Origin of the sequence: Mycolicibacterium aichiense, assembly GCF_010726245.1 — a bacterium.
Lineage (GTDB): Bacteria > Actinomycetota > Actinomycetes > Mycobacteriales > Mycobacteriaceae > Mycobacterium > Mycobacterium aichiense.
This window is the reverse complement of sequence record NZ_AP022561.1, coordinates 4,511,458-4,534,308: the sequence shown is the minus strand read 5'-3', so window position 1 is coordinate 4,534,308 and position 22,851 is coordinate 4,511,458. Positions and strand designations below refer to the sequence as shown.

The following is a 22,851-nucleotide window of genomic DNA, read 5'->3' as shown; positions in this document are numbered from 1 at the left end:
CTAGGCGGCGCCGGCTCCGTCGCCTCCGCTGCCACCGGCACCACCCGTGCCGCCGTTGGCGCCGTTGTGGTTGTTGCCCGGGTTCGTGCCGTTTCCGCCGTTACCGGGCGTCGCGCCACTGCTGCCGGCGCCACCACCGCCACCGGCGCCCCCGGTTCCGCCGTTTGCGCCGGTCCCTCCCGCTCCGGTCGAGCCGCCGGTACCGCCGGTGCCGCCCTTTCCGCCCTTGCCGCCTGCTCCGGTAGAGCTCGTCCCGCCCTGGCCACCCTGTCCGGCGGTGCCGGCGCCGCCTCCCGCAGCCCCCGAGCCGGTGCCGCCCTGGCCGCCAGTACCGCCCTGACCGCCTTGGCCACCAGTGCCGCCGGTCACGTTGCCGGTGCCACCTTTACCGCCCTTGCCGCCGCCGCCACCGGTTCCGCCGGTGCCGTTCGTGCCGAGGTTCGCTCCGCCGGTACCACCTTGACCGCCTTGGCCTCCCGTGCCGCCGACCACGCCCGCGCCGCCGTTGCCGCCGTCGGCGCCACTGCCGGCCGGCTCGGTGGAATCGTCGCTGTTGACACCATTTCCGCCGGTGCCACCGTCGCCGCCGTTGCCGGTCGCCCCGGTGCCGCCGAAGATCCCGCCGCTGCCGCCTGCCCCGGCGTCGCCGCCGTCACCACCGGCACCAGGCGGCACCACGCCCGACGGGTTGCCGTAACCGGCCCCGCCGGTGCCGCCCTTGCCGCCGATGCCACCCGAGCCGCCGAAGAATCCGCCGCTTCCGCCCTGGCCGCCGTTTCCGGCCTTGCCTCCGGTCACCGACGAGGCGGTGCCCGCAGTGCCGGTGCCGCCCTGGCCGCCGGCGCCGCCCGCGCCGAAGAAGAGTCCGCCGTTTCCGCCGCGGCCACCGACTTGGCCGGCCAGGCCGGTCCCGCCGGTCCCGCCGGCGCCGAAGAAGAGTCCGCCGTCGCCGCCGTTGCCTCCGTTCAGGCCGTCACCACCGCGGCCGAACAAGATCCCGGCGTTGCCGCCGTTGCATTCAGTACCCGTGCAGCCGGCTTGGGCGTCGAGTCCGTCACCGATCAGCCAACCACCACGGCCGATCGGCCGAAAGACGTCGAAACCGTTAACGGTGACAGCGGAGGCGAGCGCGTTGGGTGTGAATGCACCGCCGATCAACGAGTTGTGGTTGTCGAGGAACCACAGGTCCGTGCCGGGGTTCAAGGGTGCGGGTGCCAGCGGCGATCCGAACGACGCCAGCTGGACGGCGGGCGAACCGGTCACCGGGGGCGGTGTGTCGGGGGAGGACGCGAGCAGGACGCCGACACTCAGCATCGCTGTTCCGCCGACCCCGGCGGTGATGCATCGCCGTGCTGACCTGCCTGCGGGACGGCCGACCTTGCGGTGTTTGGACATGCGAACCCCCTTGATTCAACGCCACCGTGCGAACTTGATTGTTTGCTGCGAGCGGATGGCTCAATGTAGACATTTGCTGAATCGGCGGTCAAGGATTTCGGCAAAATTGTCACAGATCGGCGAAGGTGGGTTGTCCCGCGCGACAGAAGTTCACGAAATTGACGTTGCCACAGCTAAATTCGGCCGTGTTCCCAGCGGTCGGGCGCGTCCCCCGTCGGCCGAACCTCGCGCGCAAACGTGTGTCCATGTATTTGCCATCGCGAGCAATGTTGAAATTCGGGTTAGCTGTCCCGATGGTGATACGGCATTGTCAGCCGTGGGACTCCATGCCGAGTTTTCGCGCATAACGCCATCGAGGGGCCGGGTTGTGAACCCGGCCCCTCGATAGTCAGCGCCGCCCGACGGCGGCGTCATCGACTTTTAGTCGCCCGGCTTGACCTTCGCCATGGCCAGCACGTCGAGGCGCTTGTCGAGTTCTTCCTCGGAGAGCTTGTCGCCGATCAGGCCGCGGTCGATGACCGTCTGCCGGATCGTCTTCTTCTCTTTCAGAGCCTGCTTGGCGACCTTCGCGGCCTCCTCGTAGCCGATCGCCGAGTTCAGCGGCGTCACGATCGACGGGGAGGACTCGGCCAGCTCGCGCAGGTGCTCCTCGTTGGCGATCAGGCCGTCAATGCACTTGGTGGCGAACAACTTCGACACGTTGGACAACAGGGTGAACGACTCCAGCAGGTTGCGCGCCATCATCGGGATGTACACGTTCAGCTCGAACGCGCCCGACAGGCCGCCGACCGTGATGGCGGCATCGTTGCCGATGACCTGTGCGGCCACCTGGGTGACCGCTTCGGGGATCACCGGGTTGACCTTGCCCGGCATGATCGAGCTGCCCGGCTGGAGGTCGGGGAGTTGGAGTTCGCCCAATCCGGTCAGCGGGCCCGAACCCATCCAGCGGATGTCGTTGGCGATCTTGGTGAACGACGCGGCGATGGTCTTCAGCGCGCCGGAGGCCTCCACCAGCCCGTCGCGCGCGGCCTGGGCCTCGAAAGAGTCCTTCGCCGTGCGCAATTCGGCCAGACCGGTCTGCTCGACGAGCACGTCGACGACCTTGGCGCCGAAGCCGTCCGGGGCATTGAGGCCGGTGCCGACCGCGGTGCCGCCGATGGCCAGCTCGCCGAGGCGGGGGAGGGTGGCCTTCACTCGTTCGATGCCGGCCTCGACCTGGCGGGCATAGCCGCCGAACTCCTGGCCAAGGGTCACCGGGACGGCATCCATCAAGTGGGTGCGCCCGGACTTCACCACGGTGCGCCACTGGCGGGCCTTGCCGGCCAGCGACTCGTGCAGCACCTCGAGCGCCGGAATGAGATGGCGCACAGCGGCTTCCGTCGCCGCGATGTGGGTGGCGGTGGGGAAGGTGTCGTTGGAGCTCTGCGACATGTTCACGTCGTCGTTCGGGTGCACCGTCACGCCGTTGCGCTCACAGATCGAGGCGATCACCTCGTTGGCGTTCATGTTGGAGCTGGTGCCCGAACCGGTCTGGAAGACGTCGATGGGGAACTGGTCGTCGTGCAGCCCGTCGGCGATCTCACCGGCGGCGGCGATGATCGCGTCGGCCTTTTCCGCGGACAGCTTGCCCAGGTCCTTGTTCACCTGTGCGCAAGCGGCTTTCAGCAAGCCCAGCGCGCGGATCTGGGTGCGCTCCAGACCGCGGAAGGAGATCGGGAAGTTCTCGACGGCCCGCTGGGTCTGGGCGCGCCACAGGGCGTTGATCGGAACCCGGACCTCGCCCATCGTGTCGTGCTCGATGCGGTATTCGCCCTCGACAGCACTGTCGGTCATCAAACGCCTTTCTTAGGGGAGTGGATATGCGGCGGTCTTGTCCCCGGTGAAATCCACCGCGGAGTATTCGTTGAGCTTGGAAAGCCGGTGATAGGCGTCGATCATCCGGACGGTGCCGGACTTCGACCGCATGACGATCGACTGGGTGGTGCACCCGCCGCCGAAGTAGCGGACGCCCTTGAGCAGGTCACCGTCGGTGACGCCGGTGGCGCAGAAGAAGACGTTCTCCCCGGCGACCAGGTCCTTGGTCGTCAGGACCCGATCCAGATCGTGGCCGCGGTCGAGGGCCTTCTGGCGCTCCTCGTCATCGGTGGGCGCCAGTTGGGCCTGGATCTCGCCGCCCATGCACCGGATCGCGGCGGCCGTGATGATGCCCTCGGGCGTGCCGCCGATGCCGGCGAGCAGATCGGTGCCGGACTCCGGGCGGCAGGCCGAGATGGCGCCTGCGACGTCGCCGTCCGAGATCAGCCGGATACGGGCGCCCGCTTCGCGGACTTCGGCCATCAGCTTGGCGTGCCGGGGCCGGTCGAGGATGCAGACGGTGATGTCGGAGACCGAGGCCTTGCGGACCTTGGCGATGCGCTGGATGTTGGCGGCGATCGGTGAGGTGATGTCGATGAAGTCGGCGACGTCGGGACCACCGGCGATCTTGTTCATGTAGAAGACCGCCGACGGGTCGAACATCGCGCCGCGCTCGGCCACCGCGAGAACCGAGATCGCGTTCGGCATGCCCTTGCTCATCAGGGTGGTGCCGTCCACCGGGTCGACGGCGAAGTCGCAGTCCGGCCCGTCGCCGTTGCCGACCTCTTCACCGTTGTAGAGCATCGGGGCGTTGTCCTTCTCGCCCTCACCGATCACCACGACGCCGCGCATCGACACCGAGTTGACCAGCTCACGCATGGCGTCGACGGCCGCGCCGTCACCGCCTTCTTTGTCACCTCGGCCGACCCACCGGCCGGCGGCCATGGCGCCTGCTTCGGTTACCCGAACCAATTCGAGGGCGAGGTTGCGATCTGGCGCTTCACGGCGGCGGGCGTCTGGCATGGCTGAGATTGTCCCAGAAGCCGGTCAGCCGTCCAGACCTGGGATACTGGCGGGCGTGAGTACCCCGTCCGAGACCGGCATACCGCCCCGGGAGCCCAAGCCCCGGCTGCTCCAGGACGGTCGCGACATGTTCTGGTCGCTGGCTCCCTTGATCGTGGCCTGCATCGCGCTGGCCGGGCTGGTGGGGATGTGTTCGGTGCGGCCCGACAGCCCTCGCGACGGGACGCCACCGCCGTATGACGCCGCCGCCGCGCTGAAGGCCGACGCCGAGACGCTGGCGATTCCGATCCGGTTGCCGCAGGTGCCGGCCGGTTGGCGGGCCAACTCCGGCAGCCGCGGCGGAATCGACGCCGGCCGCACCGACGCCACCGGGCAGCGCCAACGCGCCGTCACCGCGACCGTCGGCTACCTCGCCGCGTCCAAGATGTATGTGAGCCTGACCCAGAGCAATGCCGACGAGCAGGCGCTGGTGGGCTCGATCCACTCGTCGATGTATCCCACCGGCGCCCAGGACGTCGATGGGGTGAAGTGGATTGTCTACGAGGGCGGCGAGGGCACCGAGCCGGTGTGGACCACCCGGCTCGACAGTCAGGCCGGCCCGGCTCAACTGGCCATAACCGGGGCCGGGAGCAGTGACGACTTCCGTACGCTGGCCGTTGCCACACAGACGCAGAAGCCCCTGCCGCCCGGCTGATGAGGAGACGTCGATGCCCGGACCTGAAGCCGACCTGACCGGATGGGTCGGCGAGCCCTTCACGGCAGCCGGTATCACCCATGACGTCTACCGCAAGGGCGAGGGCCCCGGGGTGGTGCTGATCCCGGAGATTCCCGGCGTGCACCCCGGCGTGCTGGCATTGGGAAACTATCTGGTGGACAACGGTTTCACGGTGGCCATCCCGTCGTTGTTCGGCACTCCGGAGGCGCCGTCGATGACGCCGGCGATGGTGCCGGTGCTGGCGCGAGCGTGCGTGGCCCGGGAGTTCGCCGCGTTCGCGACGAACAAGGATCGGCCGGTGTCGCATTACCTGCGAGCGCTGGCGCGGGACGTGAAGGAGAAGAGCGGCAGCAAGGGCGTCGGGGTGATCGGGCAGTGCTTCTCCGGTGGTTTCGCGCTGGCGGCCGCCGTCGACGACAGTGTGCTGGCCTCGGTCCTCAGTCAGCCGTCGGTGCCGATCGGGTTGACGCCCAAGCAGAAGCGCGACCCCGGGATGAGTGAGGCCGAGCTGAAAGTGATCGAGAAGCGGGCCGCCGACGAGGGCTTGTGCGCGATGGGTCTGCGCTTCAGCGAGGATCCGATGGCACCGGCCGAGCGGTTCACGACGCTCAAGGACCGGCTCGGCGACGCGTTCGAGGTCATCGAGATCGACTCGTCGAAGGGCAACGCGGGCGGCTTCAGCCGGATTGCGCATTCGGTGCTCGCCCTCGAGGTGCGCGAGGTCGACGGGCACCCGGCCTTCGAGGCACGCAAGCGGGTTGTCCAGTTCCTCAAGGACCGGCTGTTCTGAGGGCTATTCGCGCTCGACGACGTTCAGGCCGTGGGCGGGTGTCCACCACTCGATGACGAGCAGCGTGGCGGCGTCGTTGAGGTGGGTGAGCACGACTTCGGTGATGTCGGCGCGGAAGAGGTCGCTGTCGGGGCCGTCGGAGATGGAACCGGAGTGAACGGCCCGTCCGGCGATCTTCGCCTCGCCGGGCCATTCCGCTTCTGCGCCGTCGACCGGGTCGACCGTGGCGGTGTGCAGCGCGAAGCGAGGATCGCGACGTAGGTCGGAACCCTTGCGCGCGTTGGGCATTGAGCCGAACGTGAGCTCTCCGTCGGCGAAGGTGCATTCGATGCCGGAGATTCGCGGTGACCCGTCGGCACGCAGCGTCGCAATGGTCTTGTGCTTGTGGGCGTCGAACAGCGACTGCACCCGCCGGGCGAACTCGGGTGCGCCCGCGTGGACATCCCGCCAGCTTGTCACCCCCCGAGCGTAGTACCGAACATATGTTCGGAAAAAGTCAGCTGCACGACTATTTCAAGCCGTCCGACAGGGCGGAGCCGCGGGCCCTGCTGGTCAGCATCGGTGTGTCGGCCAGGGCGGAGAATCAGGCCACTGCGCGGCGGCTGGCGGCCATCGCCGAACTGTTCGAACTGCGCCGTCGTGAGCGGGGTGAACGCGCCGACTGGGCGGTCGACACGTGGGCGGCGGTGGGAGCGGAGGTGTCTGCCGCGCTGCGGATCAGCCTCGCGAAGGCGGGCAGCTACCTGAACTATGGGCTGGCGATGCGGCGACTGCCCGGTCACCCGCGTCGCATTCATCGACGACGACAGCGCGACTTTCAAGGCTGAGGGCGCCGAACTCGACGAAGCCGAACCGGCCCGGTCCGAGGCCCTCGTGTACACGTCGAAAGCGACCATGCTGGCGCGCCTTTCGCGCGAGCAATTCAACCAGCCGCAGACCGCCGAGCAGATCGCCTCCTCGGTGTCCCGCGCCCTGGTTCGCAAAGCCGACGCCGCACTCCTCGCCCAGGCCGAACCGAGCCCGGTCAACGCCCCCGTGGCAGGTCTGCTCAACACCACGGGCGCGGTCGACGCTGGGCCGATCACCGACAGCCTCGACGGGCTGATCGACCTGATGCCGCCCTGCAGACCAACCGCGGAACACCCACCCACATCGTGCTCGGTCCGCTGGGCTGGGGCGAATTCCGCAAACTCAAGACCGGCACCGACTACAACAGCAGCCTGCTGGGTGCGGGAACCACCGGCGCCGTGGAACGGCTCCTGTCGTTGCCGGTCGTCGTCAACAACGAGATGACCGCCAACAGCGGCCTGATCATCGACAGGACGGCCATCGTGTCCGCGCTCGGCCCCGCCAACGTCGCCACCCATGAATCCACCTACTTCACAAGCGATTTGATCGCAGTGCGGGGTCCGTGGCGCGTCGGGCACGTCGTGGTGCTGCCGAGCCGGTGCGGCAAGTTCACCATCGGCGGCGGCAAGCTGATCGCCGTCAGTTGCCATCGGAACTGCGGTACTCAACGTCTCGTTTGTCTTCCGCACGCGTGGACTCGTAGCCCTTGACGTAGTCCAGGGTCGGCTCCGGCCCCTGGACGCCGGGGCCTTCGCAGTCGGTGTTCGACCCGATGTCTTCCGGGTTGGGGTTCGTCATTGGCCCTCCCTCTGCCGAAGAGGAGCGTTTCGTGGGCGGCGGGTTCAGGCTCGCGGAGAGCCTTCGACTGACCTTAGGTCCGGCTCACCAGGCCACTTGGGCTTGTCGTCGGGCCTAATTTGCGTGGACTTCGAACCCTTTACATCGCCGAGGTCCGGCTCTTCTTTATTATCTGTCATCCCACTATTCCCTTTGATCTACAGAAGGACTGTGATCAGGTCTTGACTGGGTGCGAAGTCAGGACCAGCCCTCCCGTGAATGCCACGGTACACAGCAGCGTGAGGAGAGCGGTCCATAATGCCCACTTCCGCCGCTTAAGGTGAGGTTGGTTGGCGTCTAGCAGCTCGGTGATCTTTCCGACGTATGCCAAGTAAAGCGATTCAGCGCTCTGAAACTTCACGTCCGGTGCGCGGCCACGCATGTCGGTGGCCATCGAACTACCGTCAAGTGTGAACATCCAGCCGCTGCGTGGCTTCATGACGTAGATCGCGGCGAGCGCAGTGACAACGGGGAGCATCACAAACGCCGCAAGAACCCAACCTGACATGTCCATCACCGAATGCAGAACGCTGTCGGAGTATGCCTTGCCAAACGCACCGAGGAAGGTCGCGGCGAGCGTCAGTAACCCGATTATGTCCTTGGCCTTGGATTGGAGCCCCGCGAGTTCGGTGTGCTGCCCGTCTAGTTCTGCAAACGCTTGGTCCAATGCCATTTTTGCTTCTAGTTCGCGTGGGTCAGTCATTGTTTGATTAAATCGCTGCGGTGCAGTTCCTGCGGTCATATAGCGGACAAGAACCCGGTAGCCACACCACAAATACTTGACAAACAGGGGGCGCCCAATCCCTCCCTTGGGTGCTACCGTCTCACGGCACGGACTGGTAAATCCCTTCAGTACGGCTATGGGATTCTCCGCTGGGGGCGACAGAATGGTGCCCCTAGAATTGCACGGTGACCATCGTCTCGGAAGAGCAGTACCGGGTACTCGCGTTTATCGCGGCGTGCAATCGAAGCTCCTATCGCCCGACGGCCACGCAAGTCATGTTGTGGCATAACAACCCGGAACCAGCTGAGGCTGAATACCGCATCGTTCAGGGTACTGGGGTCGGCTCCATGGGCTCCGTTGTCCGTGATTACGAGCGGATGGTTGACACGATGCTCGGCAGCCGGTTCCAGTCAACTATCACGTCGATTAGGGACCAGCTGCTTGGCAAGGATGCACGAAGAGAACTGGTTAAGCCTGGCGAGACGTTTATCGGGCACCTTGTCCGTCTGACGTGGTTGGAGGAGACGCCTGGTTCTGGAGAGGAACCGGGTTTAGTGCTCACCGAGCTTGGCCGTGCGTTGCTGCGGGACCGCGAGCGCGGAGCTACGGAGGAAGACGTGAGTGTCGTTGTCCTCGAAGGGCAAGACCCCCTTGCCTACCCAATCTTGGTAGGGCAGCTCGCCAATGCGGGCGCAGGTCTCCTCATCGATCCTTATCTGAAACTCGACGGCCTACACAGAATTGTCGTGAGCACACAGTTGACACGGCTCCTCGTATCGGGCAAGAGGTCCAACAATGCGGAATTGTCGGCGATGCAGACGCATCTTGACAGTGCCAGCCTTTCGCGGCCAGTCGAGGTGCGAAAGTCGACCAAGTTGCACGACCGGATTCTCCTTACCGAGGACGGGGCTGTGTTGACGCTCGGTACATCGCTCAACAGTGTTGGCACCACAACAACGGTCATGTCGCCGATGCCGTCGCCAGCACGCGAGTCCTTGCGGGAGCTATGCGAGCAATTGTGGTCGGAAGCAACTCTAGTCGGACCACAGATTGTCGAGGTTGAGCCCGACGATGATGGCCTCGACGAAGAGAACAACGGCGGTGAGCAAAACTGCGATGGCGGTGCGGTCCCAGGAGTGTAAAGCCAAGAAGCTCAAGGCCTAAGCCGCGATCCCGGAGGTCATGTTGCATAGGAGTTGAGCGTTGATGGAGCGCAGAATGCGGTTGTGACGGTTCTGGGTGTTCGGCCTCGGGCTGTGGGGTCGGGCCGCGGGTATGTGGCTTCGAGTGCGCGGCGGGTGCCGTTGTTGCCTGCGCGTCGGCATGATGGGCAGCGGCTGGCGCGGTGCCCCCCGGGGTGGCTGCGCGGCGGGGTGAGGCTCCGATGACGGCGCCGGGCTGCTTCAACGTGTGTTCGGGTTCGGCGTCTTTGGCGCTGGGGCTGGCCTGCCCGAGCTGGAGGAGTTGCTCGGGCTGGTGCCGGTCGACTGCTGACCGCCTGCGCGCCTTGTCCGGATTTCGAGACGGGCTGCGCGCGGCCAGGTTGTCACCGCGTGGCAGCCCGGTGCGGCCAGAGGATCGGCGGGATCCTGATGGCTGGTATGCGATCAGAGCGGGGTGTTGGTTCAGGGCTGCTCCTCAGATCAGCCTGAGGCGGCTTGGGGACTACCGCTACGGTCGGCGAATGGATATCGGGGGGTTTGCACTCGGTGGTACCGATGAGCACGGCAATAAGTTCACGTCTGTGCTTGCATCGGCAGTCCCGGACCGGCTGACGACCGCTGACTTGCCAAAGCCGGTGGTGGAGCAACTGCAGTTCTGCAATTTCGCGATGCACGCGCAACTGTCGGGCCATATGGGCGTGCTCGACAACCTTGAACAGGTCGCCGCCGATCCGCCCGATTTCAAGGTTCGCCTGAATGGCCAACCGGAAGCTGGAGTCGAGTTGACGACATTAGGCGTAACGAACATCGCGAGGCAGCGATTGGCAGAGATGCGCCAAATCGCACTGGCGGCAGAAGGCCAAATAACGGCCGATCGGGCGAGGTTCTCGCACCTAAACGGCCGAGTGGTCACTCTGGCTGAACTGCAGAGCGATGCCGACCGTCCACCTCGCCGCACCCCGGCTCAACGAGAACAGCTCGTCGACAACCTGCTGCAGCAACTAGAGGTGGACTTTGGCACTAGAGGCATCCCTGTCCCCGATGGGCAACTGCCGCAACATATTCCAGCTCATCTTGCTCAGCTAGGGATCCGGACGGTCGAAGACTACCTCATCTACGTAGATCAAGCTTCACAGCAGGAGTTCCATCAGCTGCAGGCTGCTGTTCAGATCAGTATCGACCACACCGAGCTGCGCGAAACCCTGCTGAAGGGAATCGACGAGAAGGACAAAGTCGGCAACGACATCCTCCTGATATCGACGGGCAGACCCGACATCCATGGCCAGATCGTTCCAGCTGATGCATTCGTATTCCAGATCGCCCGAGAGATGGTCCAAGGTGGTCTGCCCATCGCCCCGACGCACCTCAGCCAGATAATCCTTCACCACTGGAATTCGCCACAATTCATTGTGTTATTCGACCGAGCCGGTGGGCCGAAATTGGTGGAACCGAACCGGTAGAGGGCAGCCGTTGGAGAGGGGCGAAATCCGCCTGACCTGCGCTGTTACGGGGATGCCTTCCAACGCCTGCCTACGGGACGGTGATCTGGTCCCTGCCTGGCGGTCAGACCTACGTCACCACACCGGGCAGTGCCCGGTTGGTCCCGAGCTTGATGATTCCGACCCCGGCGCCGAGTGGACGGCCGGAAGTCGAGTCGGCGGGCGATCGCAGCGTCCTGATGCCGCGTCGCAAGACCACCCGGGCGCAGAACCGTGCGAAGTACGTCGCCAGCGAACGCCGGCGCAACCGCCGTCAGCACTCAGCACGCCACAGTGCACTGCTCGGACCCGCACCACCGCCGAACGACGACGATCCGCCGCCGTTCTAATGAGGAAAGGCCAGCGTATTCGCGTGCGTCAATATACGATGCGCGCGTGACCACCGCTCCTGCCGAGCCACAGAGCCCGACTCCCGCCGCGAAACCCGCGTCGCGTGGCAAGACCGTCGCCATCCTCACCGTGCTCGTCGTCGTGTTGGCCTACATCGTCACGTTGTTCGGCTATTGGTGGCTGTCCGGCTCCGCCAAGGAACTGGAGGCGTCGGGCGAAGGCAATGGATCAGAGACGACGGTACTGATCACGTTGCAGTCGTTGCGCACGGTCGACTACAAAGCGGACGCCAAAGTGCTTGTCATCCCCGCTGATTCACTGGTGGATGAGAAGCTGGACACCCTCAAGGAAGATATCGCGGTGCGGTTGCATCCGTGGAACTCCTTGGGCGACTTGAAGTTTCCGGCCGGGGCCGCGCCGGCAGAGGTGACGACGACCATCGACGTCGATGGCGATGTGAACACCTGGCCGTTCGATCGGTACCAGACCCAAGGCATCAGCGCCGACCTACTGGTGGGTGAGGGCGACGATCGCAAGATCATCCCGGCCAAGGTTGAGATCGCCGGCGCATTGCAGGGTTGGGACTTGTCCAGCGAGCAGGTCGCCCCGTCGCCCGCGGCCAAGGGGGACGGCGACGCGACGCAGGTGACCTTCAGCCGAGCCCTCGGACCGCTGGCATTCGACCTCGGCATCGTCATCGTGCTGCTCACCCTGCCGACCATCGCGATCTTCACCTCGGTGCTCGTGATCACCCGGCGCAAGCAGTTCCAGATGCCGTTCGCAACGTGGTACGCAGCAATGCTGTTCGCGATCGTCCCGCTGCGCAACATCCTGCCGGGCGCTCCGCCGCCGGGTGCATGGATCGACATGGCTTTGGTGCTGTGGGTGATCGTCGCCCTGGTCGCCGCCATGGTGATGGTCGTCATCTCCTGGTTCAAACAGGTCGACTAGCTTTCGGCAGGCTCGCCGTCCCCGGCGACCGTATCGATCAGTTTTCCTGAGCGATGTGGTGTGAACACGTGCACTATCCCGCCGCGGCTGGAGAAGATCGTCGCAGACATCTGACGCTGTGTCGAGGAGATCTGCGGGTGAATCAGGATGACTTATGAGCTACGTAGCTGACAAAAACCGTTACGACGTAGCCGAATACGCGCGCAGCGGCAGAAGCGGCCTCATGCTGCCCCGCATATCGCTGGGACTGTGGAACAACTTCGGCGACGACCGACCATTCGAGGTCCAGCGCGCCATCGTGCGGCGCGCCTTCGATCTAGGGGTGATCCACTTCGACGCCGCCAACAACTACGGACCCCCCGCGGGATCGGCTGAGCGCAACTTCGGGCGCATCCTTCACCAAGACCTGCGGCCGCATCGCGACGAGCTGATCATCTCGACCAAGGCCGGCTACGACATGTCCGAGGGTCCCTATGGCGAGTGGGGGTCGCGCAAGACGATGCTCTCCTCACTCGACCAGTCCCTGTCCCGGCTGAACGTCGACTACGTCGACATCTTCTACTCGCACCGACCCGACCCCGACACACCCATCGAAGAGACCATGGGGGCCTTGGCGCACGCCGTTCGGCAGGGCAAGGCTCTCTACGTCGGAATATCGAACTACAATGCCGACGAAACACGTTCCGCCGCTGCTGCTTTGACGGCTGAGGGGGTGCCGCTGACGATTCACCAGCCCTGCTACAACATGTTCGAGCGTTCCCCAGAGCACGGTCTGTGGGACGCAATCACCGAGACCGGCGCCGGCAGTATCGTCTACTCCCCGCTGGCCCAGGGTTTACTGACGTCGCGCTACCTCAACGGAGTTCCGGCCGGCTCGCGAGCGAGTGTGGGCCGCTGGATGACTGAAGCCAACATCTCCGAGGTCTACCTGGAGCGGGCCCGTGGCCTCAATGCGATAGCGCAACAACGCGGCCAGTCGCTTGCGCAGCTGGCGATCGCCTGGGTGCTCCGTCAGCCCGCGGTGACCAGTGCGCTGGTGGGCGCATCCAGTACCGCACAACTCGAAGACAGTCTGCAGGCTTTGAAGGGACCGGAGCTCACCGACGACGAGCTGGCACAAATCGAGATCTTCGCCGTAGACGGCACCGGCGAGGTCGCAGCCGAGTAACCCCTACTGGCCCTGGGGCTCGCCGTCCCCAGCGACCGCCGCTGTAGCTTCAGTCTCGGCTGCGAGACGCCGCCGGAACAACCGGCGGCGTTTCTCGGGCGGCTCGTGTGACGTCATCTCCACGCCCTTGTACACGGCCAGGTACACCGAAATCGTCGTGACGATGATGATCATCAGGACCGGGCCCAACACGATGCCCCAGAAGCCGAACATGGCGATCCCGGAGAACACCGCGAGCAGCATCAGCGCGGGATCTAGCCGGGCCTCGCGCGGCACCAGGATGGGGCGCAGGAAGTTGTCGACGTTGGTGACGCCGATGATGTGGAACAGCACCACGAACAGGCCGCCGGCGATGTTGCCGAAGAACATCATCCCGATGCCGAACGGGATGGTGATGATGCCGCTGCCCAGCGGAATGACCGACAGCGCGGTGAGGAAGATCGCGAAGATGAAGAACCCGTTGTGGAACCCGCCGATGTAGATCGACGCCGCGCCCAGCAAGCCCTGAACCAGCGCAATGATGAACTGGCCCTTCACCGTTCCCTTCACCATCGCGCCCATCTTGGCCAGATAGAGGTCGGTGACTTCTTCGCCCAGCGGGTTGAGACGGCGGATCAGCGTCAGCAGCTGTTCCTGATTGGTCAGCAGCGAGACCAGCACGTACAGAAAGATGATCGCCGAGGTGACGACGCCGATCGCGCCGCCCGCGGCGCCCTGCAACGCGTGCAGCAGCCAGCGTCCGACGTTCTGGGAAACGGTCACCAGCGAGCCGCGTACCGAGTCGGGGGTGACCGAGAAGTGGCCGAACGGCAGTTTGGCCAGCGCGTGATTGGCGTAGTCCAGCGCTTTGTCACCGACGGTCGACATGTCGGCGTTCTGCACCCATTCCGCCACATGCACCACCATGTGCGAAACCTGAAGCACCGCAAGCGTCACCAGCGCACCGACCGGGATGATGACGGTGGCCAGCGCCGCCAGCACCGTCATCGTCGCCGACAACCCGGTCCCGAACCGGCGCCGACACCGGTTGTACAGCGGGGTGAACAGGTAGGCGACGATTGCCGCGATCACCACCAGGATGAAGTAGTGCCGCAGGAAGTAGGCACCCAGCAGCACGGCGATCAGCGTGACGATCGCCAGCGCGCGCTTCTGGGTGACGGTGAACTCGGTGTTCACGCGAACTACTGATTCATCAGCCGGGTCAGGTGCTCCGCAATGTTGGGGTAGCGCTTGAGGTGCGCGCCGCCGTTGAGGTCGAGGATCTCGCCGGTGAGCCAGGACGACTGCGGCGAACACAGGAACGCCACCGCGTCGGCGATGTCCTGCGGCGTTCCCGCCCGGCCCAGCGCGGTGTTCTCGACGTACTCGTCGACGACACCGGGGACCATGGCCGCGCCTTCGGTCAGCGGCGTGTGCACGAAGCCGGGCGCCACGGCGTTGACCCGGATGCCGCGCGGACCCATCTCCAGCGCCGCCACCTGGGTCAGCATCGACAAGCCGGCCTTCGCCGCGCAGTAGGCGCTCATCCCGACCGCTGGCTGCCGGGCGTTGAGCGACGTCAGCGACACCAGCGCACCGCCTTCGCCGAGATGGCGGCCGGCATGCTTCATCACCAGGAAAGCGCCGTTGAGGCAGACGTCCACGACCGAGCGGAACTGCTCCGCGTCGAGCTCGGTGATGACACCGAAGCCACTGAACCCCGCACAGTTGACCACTACGTGCAGGCCGCCCTCGCGAGCCACGACATCGTCGAAAAGGGTTGCCACCGAGGCTTCGTCGGTGACTTCGACCTCAGCCCAGCTGTGCGGATCGCCCAGCGTCGCCGCACGTTCGCGAGCCAGATCGGTGTTGCGATCGGCGATCGTCACGCGGATGGCCTGGGCCGCGAGGGTCTGGGCCGTCGCCCAGCCGATCCCGGACGCGCCTCCGACAATCACCGCTACCTGTTCGGTCATGACACCTTCCCGTCGTTCTCCGGGGCTCCCCATTTGCGCCGCACCGCTTCCCACGGGTTGCCGTACCCGGGCGGCTGACCGTAGTACGGCGACTGGCGTTTGAGGTACTCCCGCGCCAACGGGGCGATCATCCGGAAGGCGTAGCGCTTCCAGCCGACCTTGTCGGCGGTCTCGGCCAGCATGTCGGGCCAGGAGTAGTGCTGGTGTTTGAGCACCTGTTGTGCGGTCGCCGAGTCCATCCAGTCGGTGGCGAACCAGCCGCCGTCGTCGTTCGGGTCACCCTTGCGTCCTGGTGGTAGCGCGCCGACCAAGCCCATCGCCGCCGTCGTCGCCGACCCGATGTCGCCCTGCCGCAGCCGGTGGGTGTCGTCGCCTCCGATCAGCAGGGTCTGGCCCGCGACGTCGGCTGTGGTGGCCGCCGCGAATGCGCACGCCACATCGCGGACGTCGACGGTCTGCAACCGCCCGTCGGCGGGCAGCACGCCTTCGAAGAAGATCAGGTTGGGGTCCATCCCGAGGTTGGGTTCGGTGGTCAGCACTCCGCCGAGGCGCAGGATCACCCAGTCCAGACTCGACGCGCGCACGATGCCCTCGGCTTCGACCTTGTGCTTGCCGTAGTTGTCGTACGGGTTGACCGGCGTCTGCGCGGTCAGTACATCGGTGATGTGATGCGGGTTGCGCGGCCCGTAGACGGCGATACTGGAGGCCTGCACCAGACGCGCCGGATTGGGATGCGCCTCAAGGGCTTTCACCAGATTGGCGGTCGCGCCGACGTTGACCTGGTAGGCCAGTTGCGGTTTGGCGTAGCACAGCGGTGGGATCACCGCGGCCAGGTGGATGACGGCGGCGGGGGAGACCTCGACCAGCAGCTTCTCGACCGCGGCCGGGTCGGTGAGGTCCGCCCAGCGGACCTGGACCCCGGCAGGGAGATCCGCAGCGGCCTTCACGGTCGCCGGGGTCTCGAGGTCGGTGGCGACCACCTGGCGGCCGGTGGCCGCCAGCCGCTTGACCGTGGCACTCCCCACCAACCCGAACGCGCCGGTCACCAGCACAGCGTCGGACATCGAACTCCCTCCCGGTCTGAGAACGCGTTCTAGTGAAGCACGGGCGGGGTACTGGTCCTATCGCTTCACGCAGCGGAAGCCGATATGGCTCATCCCGGTGTCGACCATCTGCGGCCGGCGCGCGGCGGGGCGGTAGCGCATGCAGTAGCTGTCCGCGCACAGGAACGAACCGCCCTTGAGGACCTTGCGTGGAACCGTGAACTGCGGTTGTGCGGGGTCATAGCTGGCCGCCTCGCTGGCCGCCCACCAATCGGTGGTCCACTCCCAGACATTGCCTGCCATGTCGAACAGTCCGTATCCGTTGGGCGCGAAGGAACCGACGTCGGTGGTGCGTCCGTAGCCGGGTTCCGGGCGCCAGGGAAACTCGCCGTGCCAGTAGTTCGCCAGTCGGTCGCCGGGCCGTTCCGGTTGATCGCCCCACGTGTAGTCGGCGTGCTCGTGCCCGCCGCGGGCCGCGGTCTCCCATTCGGCCTCGGTCGGCAACGCCAGTCCCGCCCAGGCCGCGTACGCTTCGGCGTCTTCGTAGGCGACGTGAACGACGGGGTGCTCGGCGCGGTTGGCGATCGACGAACCAGGTCCTACCGGGTGCCGCCACGAGGCACCCGGCGTCCAGGTCCACCACTGGCTGAGGTGACGCAGGTCGACGGGGCCGGTGGTCCGGCGGAATACCATCGAGCCCGGCTGCAGGTTGGCCGGCGGCGCGCCCGGATAGTCGGCCGGGTTCAGCGGCCGCTCGGCGACGGTGAGATAACCGGTGGCCGAGACGAATTCGGCGAACTCTGCATTGGTGACCTGCCGGGGCTGGATGCGAAAGCCGTCAACCGTCACCGCTCGTGGCGGGGCTTCCTCGGGGTAGTGCAGGTCGGATCCCAGTATTGCCGTCTGTCCGGGGATCGCAACCAGTTCGGGTTCAGTCACTGAACACGATTCTCCAGTCGTCGCGCATGCTGACCCGTGTCCAGCCGGATGTCTCGACATGATCGAGAGCCTTCTCCGCCCCTGCGGTGTAGGCGAATTCGCGGTCGGCGTCATCGTGGTGGATCACCATCGCCAGCGACGGTCCGGATGCGGCCATTGCGTACTGCAGCATCTCGATGTCGCCGTTGGAGTTGCCCACGGCGAAGATCGGCCGCCGGCCCACCCGGCCCCAGATGCGCACCGGCTTGACCGGACCGTCGTTGAGGAACTCCGGTTGGGCGGTGGTCAGCAGTTCGCCGTTCTGGTAGATCAATCCGACCGAACTGCCGATCACCCGTTCGGGCGGGACACCGTACATCGCCGTCGTGACGGGCCGCATGAAGTCGCGGCCGCCGCCGGAGACGATGTAGTTGGTGAAGCCGAATGACTCCAGGTAGCGCAGAAGTTCGATCATCGGTGCATACCCGCAGGCGGTGTAGGCGCGGCCCAGTGTCGGATGCCTTGCGTCGGCGAAAAACGCGTTCACCCGCGCCGCGTGCTCCTCGGTGGTGATGGTGGCGTTGGCTGAGAGGACAGCCCCGGCAAGGAGTTTCAGGTCGGAGTCGTCACCGTTGTAGTGCTTGGTATCGGCCTCGCCGAACCAGGCCAGATCGCCGGATGCCGCGGCGGTGTACGGCTGTTCGGCGGCCAGCGCGGGATCGGCGGCCACCTGTTCGGCGATCCGGCGCACCAGGAAGTCGAGCTGGATGTAAGCCGGCTTCTCGCACCACAGCGTGCCGTCGTTGTCGAACACGGCGACGCGCTCCTCCGGTGCCACCGAATTGACCGCCCGCTCGGCGAATTCGACGATGGCCGACTTCGTGGGCCCGTCGGTCCACGATTCCAGCATCCCCAACTCAGCCGCCGACCGTCTGGAGGAAGTCCTGAAGTTTCTCTACGGCGCTGCTGACGGTGAACGAGGCCGGTTCCCGCCTGGGCGGGAACTCTTTGAAGGTGTCCAGGAACTGCAGGACGACCGCGTTGGCCATGAACGCGATGTAGTCGTGATCGAGGAACCAGTCCCAGTAGGTGTTCGACGTGATGTCGGCGCGTTCGAACGGATCGGTGCGCAGGTTGAAGATCTTGGGTGCGCGCAGCACGGTGAATGGCTCGAACCAGATCCGCAGCGTGCCCTCGCACCGCTGCTCCATGAACACGACCTTCCAGTTTTCGATCCGGATGCCGAGCACGTCGCAGTCGTCGGAGAAGTAGATCAAACCGCGGCGTGGACTCTTGTCCACCTCGCCGGTCAAATACGGCAGCAGGTTGTAGCCGTCGATGTGCACGTGATAGGTCGTGTCGTCGATGGTGTGGCCCTGCTTCAGCTTGTCCACGATGTCGGGCACTCCGGCGGCGGCCAGGATCGTGGGCAGCCAGTCGTGGTGCTGGATGATCTCGTTGGACACCACGCCAGCGTCGATCTTGCCGGGCCAGCGGACCATCTCGGGCACCCGGAACGCACCCTCCCAGTTGCTGTTCTTCTCGTTGCGGAACGGGGTGGTGGCGCCGTCGGGCCAGGTGTTGGCGTGCGGGCCGTTGTCGGTGGAGTAGACAACGATCGTGTCGTCGGCCAGGCCGAGCTCGTCAAGGGTGTCCAGCAACAGTCCGACATGCCTGTCGTGGTCGACCATGGTGTCGTGGTATGGCGACTGCCATCGTCCGGCCTGACCGAGGCTCTCCGGCTTGGTGTGCGTTCGGAAGTGCATGTGCGTGGTGTTCATCCACACGAAGAACGGTGTGGCGGAGTCCTTTTGACGCTTGATGAAGTCGATACATGCCGCAGTGGTCTCGTCGTCGATGGTCTCCATCCGCTTCTTGGTCAGCGGACCGGTGTCTTCGACGCGCTGCTTGCCCAGGGGGCCGAAGCGCTCGTCGACCTCATCGGAGGCCTCCTCGGTGGCCCAGGAGTGGATCACGCCGCGCGGCAGCAGACTCTTGCGTAGCCGAGGGGCCTCCTCCTCGGTTGGATAGTCCGGATGCTCGGGCTCCTCCTCGGCGTTGAGGTGGTAGAGGTTGCCGAAGAATTCGTCGAAGCCGTGCGCTGTCGGCAGGTATTTGTTCAGGTCGCCCAGATGGTTCTTACCGAACTGGCCGGTGGCGTAGCCCAAGGGCTTGAGCAGCGTGGCGATGGTCGGATCCTCTGGCGACATGCCCATGTCGACGCCGGGCATACCGACCTTGCTCAACCCTGTCCGGTAAACGCTCTGGCCGGTGATGAACGACGAACGACCGGCCGTGCAACTCTGCTCGCCGTAGGAGTCGGTGAAGCGCATGCCCTCGGCGGCAATGCGGTCGATGTTGGGTGTGCGGTAGCCCATCAGGCCGTCGCTGTAGCAGCTGAGGTTGGTGATCCCGATGTCATCGCCCCAGATGACCAAGATGTTCGGCTTGCCGTCAGGCATGACGTGGCCCTCCTTCGGTCCGATCGCCTATGCGTTCACGCTATTCGCACCGGTGATTCGGTGTGACCGGAATCAGGCTTTGCAGCTTTCGTATTTCGCGATGAGGACGCGTTCCTCGGGGATCGGCGCGTACACCAGCGGGTCGTGTCGGGTGCAGCCGCCGACGGTGACCGCGACCGGGCCACGAGCGAAGCCGCGACCACCGATGTGTCCCGACAGCTGGTCGCTGGCGCTGTAGAGCACGGGCGCCGGCAATGTGGCGACGAACGGCAGATGTGCCTGCGCCAGCCGCAAAGCGACCGCGACATCGTGAGAGCCGATGGTCTTCTCGGAGAACCACACCGGTGGTGTCACCGGGTCGTTGATCCGGAGCCGGTCGATGTGCGGGATCGGCTGATCGGCGTTGAGCCGGTTGAACACGTTTAGTTCGGCCGCCGTGGGTAGTCGTCGCGAGGTCTTGATCTCGGCGGGGTGTTCCTTGCCTGCGTCGATTGTCCAGTCCAGCCCGGCCAGCTGCCGAAATCGAGCCGACAACGTGCCCGCGGCCGCGCTTACCGTGGTGTAGTCGCCGGGGTCGGCGAATTCGAGGACCGCCAGATTGGAGTGACCAGCCTCCTGAGTCGTCAGCTGTCCGCCTGGGTGGGTGATCGTAGCTCGCATTGACACTGTGGCAGAAGGAAATTCGCTTCTCAGTGCAACCCAGTCGCGAGTCTGGGCGATGATCTGATCGGCGTTGGTGATCGCCAGCACGCCGCTGTCGACGGCGAAGACGTTCCACCCGTGCCGCAGGTCGAGTTCGAGCCGGTAGCCGGCGTACTTGCCGCTGCTGATATCCCGTAGATAGCTCGCGGTGATCGTGGCTGCCTGGCCGGCTGTGACGCTGTCGGAGACGTCGACGTAGAGGCGAAAGTAAACCCGGCCCTGAGCCTGACTGTGTGCGATGTCCGCAGCGGCGTCCACGACGCCTGGCAGCTGCCGGACCTGAGCCGTCAGCGCCCGCGCGTCGGTGCTGCGGTCCGGCACGCCGGTACCGCAGCCCGCCAGTACGCCGATCATCATCGCCACCGCACCAAGGGCGCTGGCGACACGGCGGATCGACACGGCGACGTAGTTTACGGGCGGCAATCCTGGTGATGTGCTGTGCGACCCGAATGCCGGTGTACCTCGCAGCGCCGAGAAGGTGCATGGTCGAGGAGCGTCGGACGGTGGCCGATGCGTCGCCGGCTCGGTCGGCGACGATCGGTGTCGTTACGCTCGAAGTCATGCCGCGCAGATATCGAGTACTCACCGCGGCCGTTGTGGCTGCGGGGCTGACCGCGCTGCACACCCCGTCGGCCAGCGCAGGGACCGGCCACGAACCGCTGACCGCGGCGGGCCTGGTTGCGGCGCTGCAGTCCGAAGGTGTCGCGGCACCGAACCCGATTGACACCACCGCACAGGAGTGCCCCGCTGTGGACTGCTCACAAGCGATCGTCACCGACACCATGCGGGTCAAGTCCTTCCTGACGGTGCCGCAAGCCAAGTGGTATGCGGTGCGGCGTGGCCTGCCGCGGTTCGCCAACATGGTCATCGAATTCGCACCGCCGCTGACCAGCGCGCAGCGAGACGACTATCTCCAGGCGATCGGACGGTTGTTGCCGTGAGTTCCGCTCGCCTTTCCATGGGGGTGACGGTCGTTGTACTGCTGGCCGCCGCACTGCAGGGCTGCAGTCCCCGGGAGGCGGCCGCTCCATCACGCCCTTCGGCCCAGAGCGGACCTGTGATGCTCAACAACGTTTCGGTCGCCGAGGTGCTGAACGCCCTTACCAAGGCCAAGCTGCCCGCGCTCAACCCCCACGACGTCACCGCGTCGGCCTGCCCGACGGCAGGATGTCTGGAGGCGACCGACACCGATACCGTGTCGATCCTGAAATTTCCGAGTACCGGCCGAGCGGAGCTCTACGCCGCCGCGGTTCCGGACATGCTGCAGGTCGAAGACATCGTGGTCGTGTTCGCCCCGACGCTGACGAGCGAGCAGAAGGCCGCCTACGGGCAAGCCGTCAAGAACGCGATGCGTTAGCCCTTCATCTCCGCGTAGAGGTCGGTGTAGTAGGGCAGACAGTGCTCGAGCGCCTCGCCGGTGGTGTAGAGCGGCTGGTAGCCCAGGTCGCGGCGGGCCTTGGCGATGGAGAAGTAATTGTCGATCGACACCCGTTCCACCGCAAGCGGTTCCAGCGGCGGCTGCGGAAACTTGAACTTGAAGTGCAGCCACTGCCAGCCGGTCAGGACGGCATGGACGAAGCCGCCGGGGATCCATACCGTGGGCCACTTCTCGCCGCAGGCCTCAACCACCGGCCGGGAGAAGTCGAACATGTTGATCGGCTCGCCGTCGTTGATGAAGTACGCCTGCCCAGGTGCCGTGCCACCGGGCACCAAATGCTCTGCGGCCAGGATGAATCCGTGTACGAGGTTGTGCACGTAGGAGTTGTCGAGCTTGGCATCCTTGTTGCCGACGAGAACCTTGACGTGCCCGGCGATCACTCGCTCGAAGAGCTTGCGGAACATGGTCTGATCGCCCCGGCCCCAGATGCCGCTGGGGCGGATCGAACAGGTCAGCAGACCGTCCACGCCGTTCTGGCTCAGCACGAACTTCTCGGCCACCACCTTGGTCTCGGTGTAGAGGTCGTTGAAACGTGCTGTGTAGGGCAGTGTTTCGTCGCCGTTGACGATCCGCTGGCCGCCCATGACCACGCTGTTGGAGGCGGTGTAGACGAACCGCTTGACGCCGGCCGCCTGGGCGGCGTGCACCAGGTTCTTGGTGCCTTCGACGTTGACGTCGAAGCTGCGCTTGCGGTACTCCGCGGTGACCGATGCCCCACCCATCAGGTCGATGATCGCCGCGGTGTGGATGATCGTGTCGATCCCGTCGACGGCGGCCGCGACGGTGGTGGTGTCGCAGATGTCGCCCTGGACCACCTCGAGGCGCTCGTGGGAGGGCAACGCCGACGGTGCCCGGTCGAAGGCGCGGACAAAGTGTCCACGGTCCAGCAGCTCGGTCACGAGGTTGGCGCCGACGAATCCGGCGCCGCCAGTCACCAGGACGCGGCCCAGCTCGGTTGTCAGGGTGGCATCACTCATGGCGGGGAGAATAACTGAAACACGTTCCAGTTTTCCAATGTCGCAGGTTAGCGCGCCG

General features: G+C 65.5%; 24 protein-coding genes. 11 read left to right on the top strand and 13 right to left on the bottom strand.

Translation table 11 applies throughout. The features are described from left to right. The 3 genes from G6N32_RS29185 to glpX form a co-directional block, all read right to left on the bottom strand. Positions 1-1,395: a hypothetical protein gene (locus tag G6N32_RS29185; protein ID WP_163789383.1), complete on the bottom strand. Its 1,395-nt coding sequence runs from the start codon at positions 1,393-1,395 to the stop codon at positions 1-3. Positions 1,396-1,815: 420 nt separating this feature from the next. Beyond that, complete coding sequence (locus tag G6N32_RS21805) at positions 1,816-3,228, bottom strand: class II fumarate hydratase (protein WP_115321832.1); 1,413 nt, start codon at positions 3,226-3,228, stop codon at positions 1,816-1,818. Between the two features lie 12 nt (positions 3,229-3,240). Continuing rightward, positions 3,241-4,272, bottom strand: a complete 1,032-nt coding sequence (gene glpX, locus G6N32_RS21800; protein WP_115321831.1) for a class II fructose-bisphosphatase — start codon at positions 4,270-4,272, stop codon at positions 3,241-3,243. Here glpX and G6N32_RS21795 point away from each other — a divergent pair. Next, positions 4,271-4,966 carry a DUF4245 domain-containing protein gene (locus G6N32_RS21795; RefSeq protein WP_115321830.1) on the top strand — a complete coding sequence of 232 codons (696 nt, stop codon included), beginning with the start codon at positions 4,271-4,273 and terminating at the stop codon, positions 4,964-4,966. The genes glpX and G6N32_RS21795 overlap by 2 nt on opposite strands. A 13-nt stretch (positions 4,967-4,979) precedes the next feature. Further along, positions 4,980-5,777: a dienelactone hydrolase family protein gene (locus G6N32_RS21790; RefSeq protein ID WP_115321829.1), complete on the top strand. Its 798-nt coding sequence runs from the start codon at positions 4,980-4,982 to the stop codon at positions 5,775-5,777. 3 nt (positions 5,778-5,780) lie between these two features. Here the strand turns inward: G6N32_RS21790 and G6N32_RS21785 are convergent, their stop codons facing one another. Beyond that, a complete protein-coding gene (locus G6N32_RS21785; protein WP_115321828.1) occupies positions 5,781-6,236 on the bottom strand; it encodes a pyridoxamine 5'-phosphate oxidase family protein in 456 nt (151 codons plus the stop codon). Positions 6,237-6,259: 23 nt separating this feature from the next. Between G6N32_RS21785 and G6N32_RS21780 the strand changes: the two genes are divergently transcribed. Beyond that, positions 6,260-6,604 (top strand): DUF222 domain-containing protein, encoded by a 345-nt coding sequence (locus G6N32_RS21780; protein WP_115321827.1) that lies wholly within the window; start codon positions 6,260-6,262, stop codon positions 6,602-6,604. A 327-nt stretch (positions 6,605-6,931) separates the two neighbouring features. Beyond that, complete coding sequence (locus G6N32_RS21775; RefSeq protein WP_115321826.1) at positions 6,932-7,336, top strand: phage major capsid protein; 405 nt, start codon at positions 6,932-6,934, stop codon at positions 7,334-7,336. A gap of 302 nt (positions 7,337-7,638) precedes the next feature. On the opposite strand, the gene G6N32_RS21770 is transcribed toward G6N32_RS21775, so the two are convergent. Beyond that, positions 7,639-8,166: a hypothetical protein gene (locus G6N32_RS21770; RefSeq protein ID WP_147292071.1), complete on the bottom strand. Its 528-nt coding sequence runs from the start codon at positions 8,164-8,166 to the stop codon at positions 7,639-7,641. Between the two features lie 206 nt (positions 8,167-8,372). Here G6N32_RS21770 and G6N32_RS21765 point away from each other — a divergent pair, with 206 nt between their 5' ends. From G6N32_RS21765 to G6N32_RS21745, 5 genes are all read left to right on the top strand, one after another. Then, positions 8,373-9,329 (top strand): hypothetical protein, encoded by a 957-nt coding sequence (locus G6N32_RS21765; RefSeq protein ID WP_115321824.1) that lies wholly within the window; start codon positions 8,373-8,375, stop codon positions 9,327-9,329. 542 nt (positions 9,330-9,871) lie between these two features. Further along, complete coding sequence (locus G6N32_RS21760; protein WP_115321823.1) at positions 9,872-10,810, top strand: hypothetical protein; 939 nt, start codon at positions 9,872-9,874, stop codon at positions 10,808-10,810. Between the two features lie 80 nt (positions 10,811-10,890). Next, a complete protein-coding gene (locus tag G6N32_RS21755; RefSeq protein ID WP_197935777.1) occupies positions 10,891-11,178 on the top strand; it encodes a hypothetical protein in 288 nt (95 codons plus the stop codon). A gap of 46 nt (positions 11,179-11,224) precedes the next feature. Beyond that, positions 11,225-12,130 carry a DUF4436 domain-containing protein gene (locus tag G6N32_RS21750; protein WP_115321822.1) on the top strand — a complete coding sequence of 302 codons (906 nt, stop codon included), beginning with the start codon at positions 11,225-11,227 and terminating at the stop codon, positions 12,128-12,130. Between the two features lie 154 nt (positions 12,131-12,284). After that, entirely contained in the window at positions 12,285-13,298 is a 1,014-nt protein-coding gene (locus G6N32_RS21745; RefSeq protein ID WP_115321821.1) for an aldo/keto reductase, read from the top strand. Positions 13,299-13,301: 3 nt separating this feature from the next. Here the strand turns inward: G6N32_RS21745 and G6N32_RS21740 are convergent, their stop codons facing one another. The 7 genes from G6N32_RS21740 to G6N32_RS21710 all read right to left on the bottom strand — a co-directional run bounded on the left by G6N32_RS21740 (position 13,302) and on the right by G6N32_RS21710 (position 20,777). Further along, complete coding sequence (locus G6N32_RS21740; RefSeq protein WP_115321820.1) at positions 13,302-14,474, bottom strand: AI-2E family transporter; 1,173 nt, start codon at positions 14,472-14,474, stop codon at positions 13,302-13,304. A 5-nt stretch (positions 14,475-14,479) separates the two neighbouring features. Beyond that, a complete protein-coding gene (locus tag G6N32_RS21735) occupies positions 14,480-15,253 on the bottom strand; it encodes an SDR family NAD(P)-dependent oxidoreductase (RefSeq protein WP_115321819.1) in 774 nt (257 codons plus the stop codon). Continuing rightward, positions 15,250-16,317 (bottom strand): NAD-dependent epimerase/dehydratase family protein, encoded by a 1,068-nt coding sequence (locus G6N32_RS21730; protein WP_115321818.1) that lies wholly within the window; start codon positions 16,315-16,317, stop codon positions 15,250-15,252. The genes G6N32_RS21735 and G6N32_RS21730 overlap by 4 nt, the downstream gene beginning before the upstream one ends. Positions 16,318-16,374: 57 nt before the next feature. After that, the gene (locus tag G6N32_RS21725; RefSeq protein ID WP_115321817.1) at positions 16,375-17,235 is read right to left on the bottom strand and encodes a formylglycine-generating enzyme family protein; all 861 of its coding nucleotides are present in this window, start codon (positions 17,233-17,235) and stop codon (positions 16,375-16,377) included. Beyond that, entirely contained in the window at positions 17,228-18,124 is an 897-nt protein-coding gene (locus G6N32_RS21720) for an HAD family hydrolase (RefSeq protein ID WP_115321816.1), read from the bottom strand. Before G6N32_RS21720 ends, G6N32_RS21725 begins: the two co-directional genes overlap by 8 nt. Before the next feature lie 7 nt (positions 18,125-18,131). After that, a complete protein-coding gene (locus tag G6N32_RS21715; protein ID WP_115321815.1) occupies positions 18,132-19,676 on the bottom strand; it encodes an arylsulfatase in 1,545 nt (514 codons plus the stop codon). Positions 19,677-19,748: 72 nt separating this feature from the next. Continuing rightward, entirely contained in the window at positions 19,749-20,777 is a 1,029-nt protein-coding gene (locus tag G6N32_RS21710; protein ID WP_115321814.1) for a hypothetical protein, read from the bottom strand. A 161-nt stretch (positions 20,778-20,938) separates the two neighbouring features. Between G6N32_RS21710 and G6N32_RS21705 the strand changes: the two genes are divergently transcribed. After that, positions 20,939-21,319 carry a hypothetical protein gene (locus G6N32_RS21705; RefSeq protein ID WP_147292070.1) on the top strand — a complete coding sequence of 127 codons (381 nt, stop codon included), beginning with the start codon at positions 20,939-20,941 and terminating at the stop codon, positions 21,317-21,319. After that, positions 21,316-21,735 (top strand): hypothetical protein, encoded by a 420-nt coding sequence (locus tag G6N32_RS21700; RefSeq protein ID WP_147292069.1) that lies wholly within the window; start codon positions 21,316-21,318, stop codon positions 21,733-21,735. The genes G6N32_RS21705 and G6N32_RS21700 overlap by 4 nt, the downstream gene beginning before the upstream one ends. Here G6N32_RS21700 and G6N32_RS21695 read toward each other — a convergent pair. Continuing rightward, the gene (locus G6N32_RS21695; protein ID WP_115322067.1) at positions 21,732-22,805 is read right to left on the bottom strand and encodes a 3-beta-hydroxysteroid dehydrogenase; all 1,074 of its coding nucleotides are present in this window, start codon (positions 22,803-22,805) and stop codon (positions 21,732-21,734) included. The two genes, G6N32_RS21700 and G6N32_RS21695, sit on opposite strands and share 4 nt — an antisense overlap. Between the last annotated feature and the right edge of the window lie 46 nt (positions 22,806-22,851).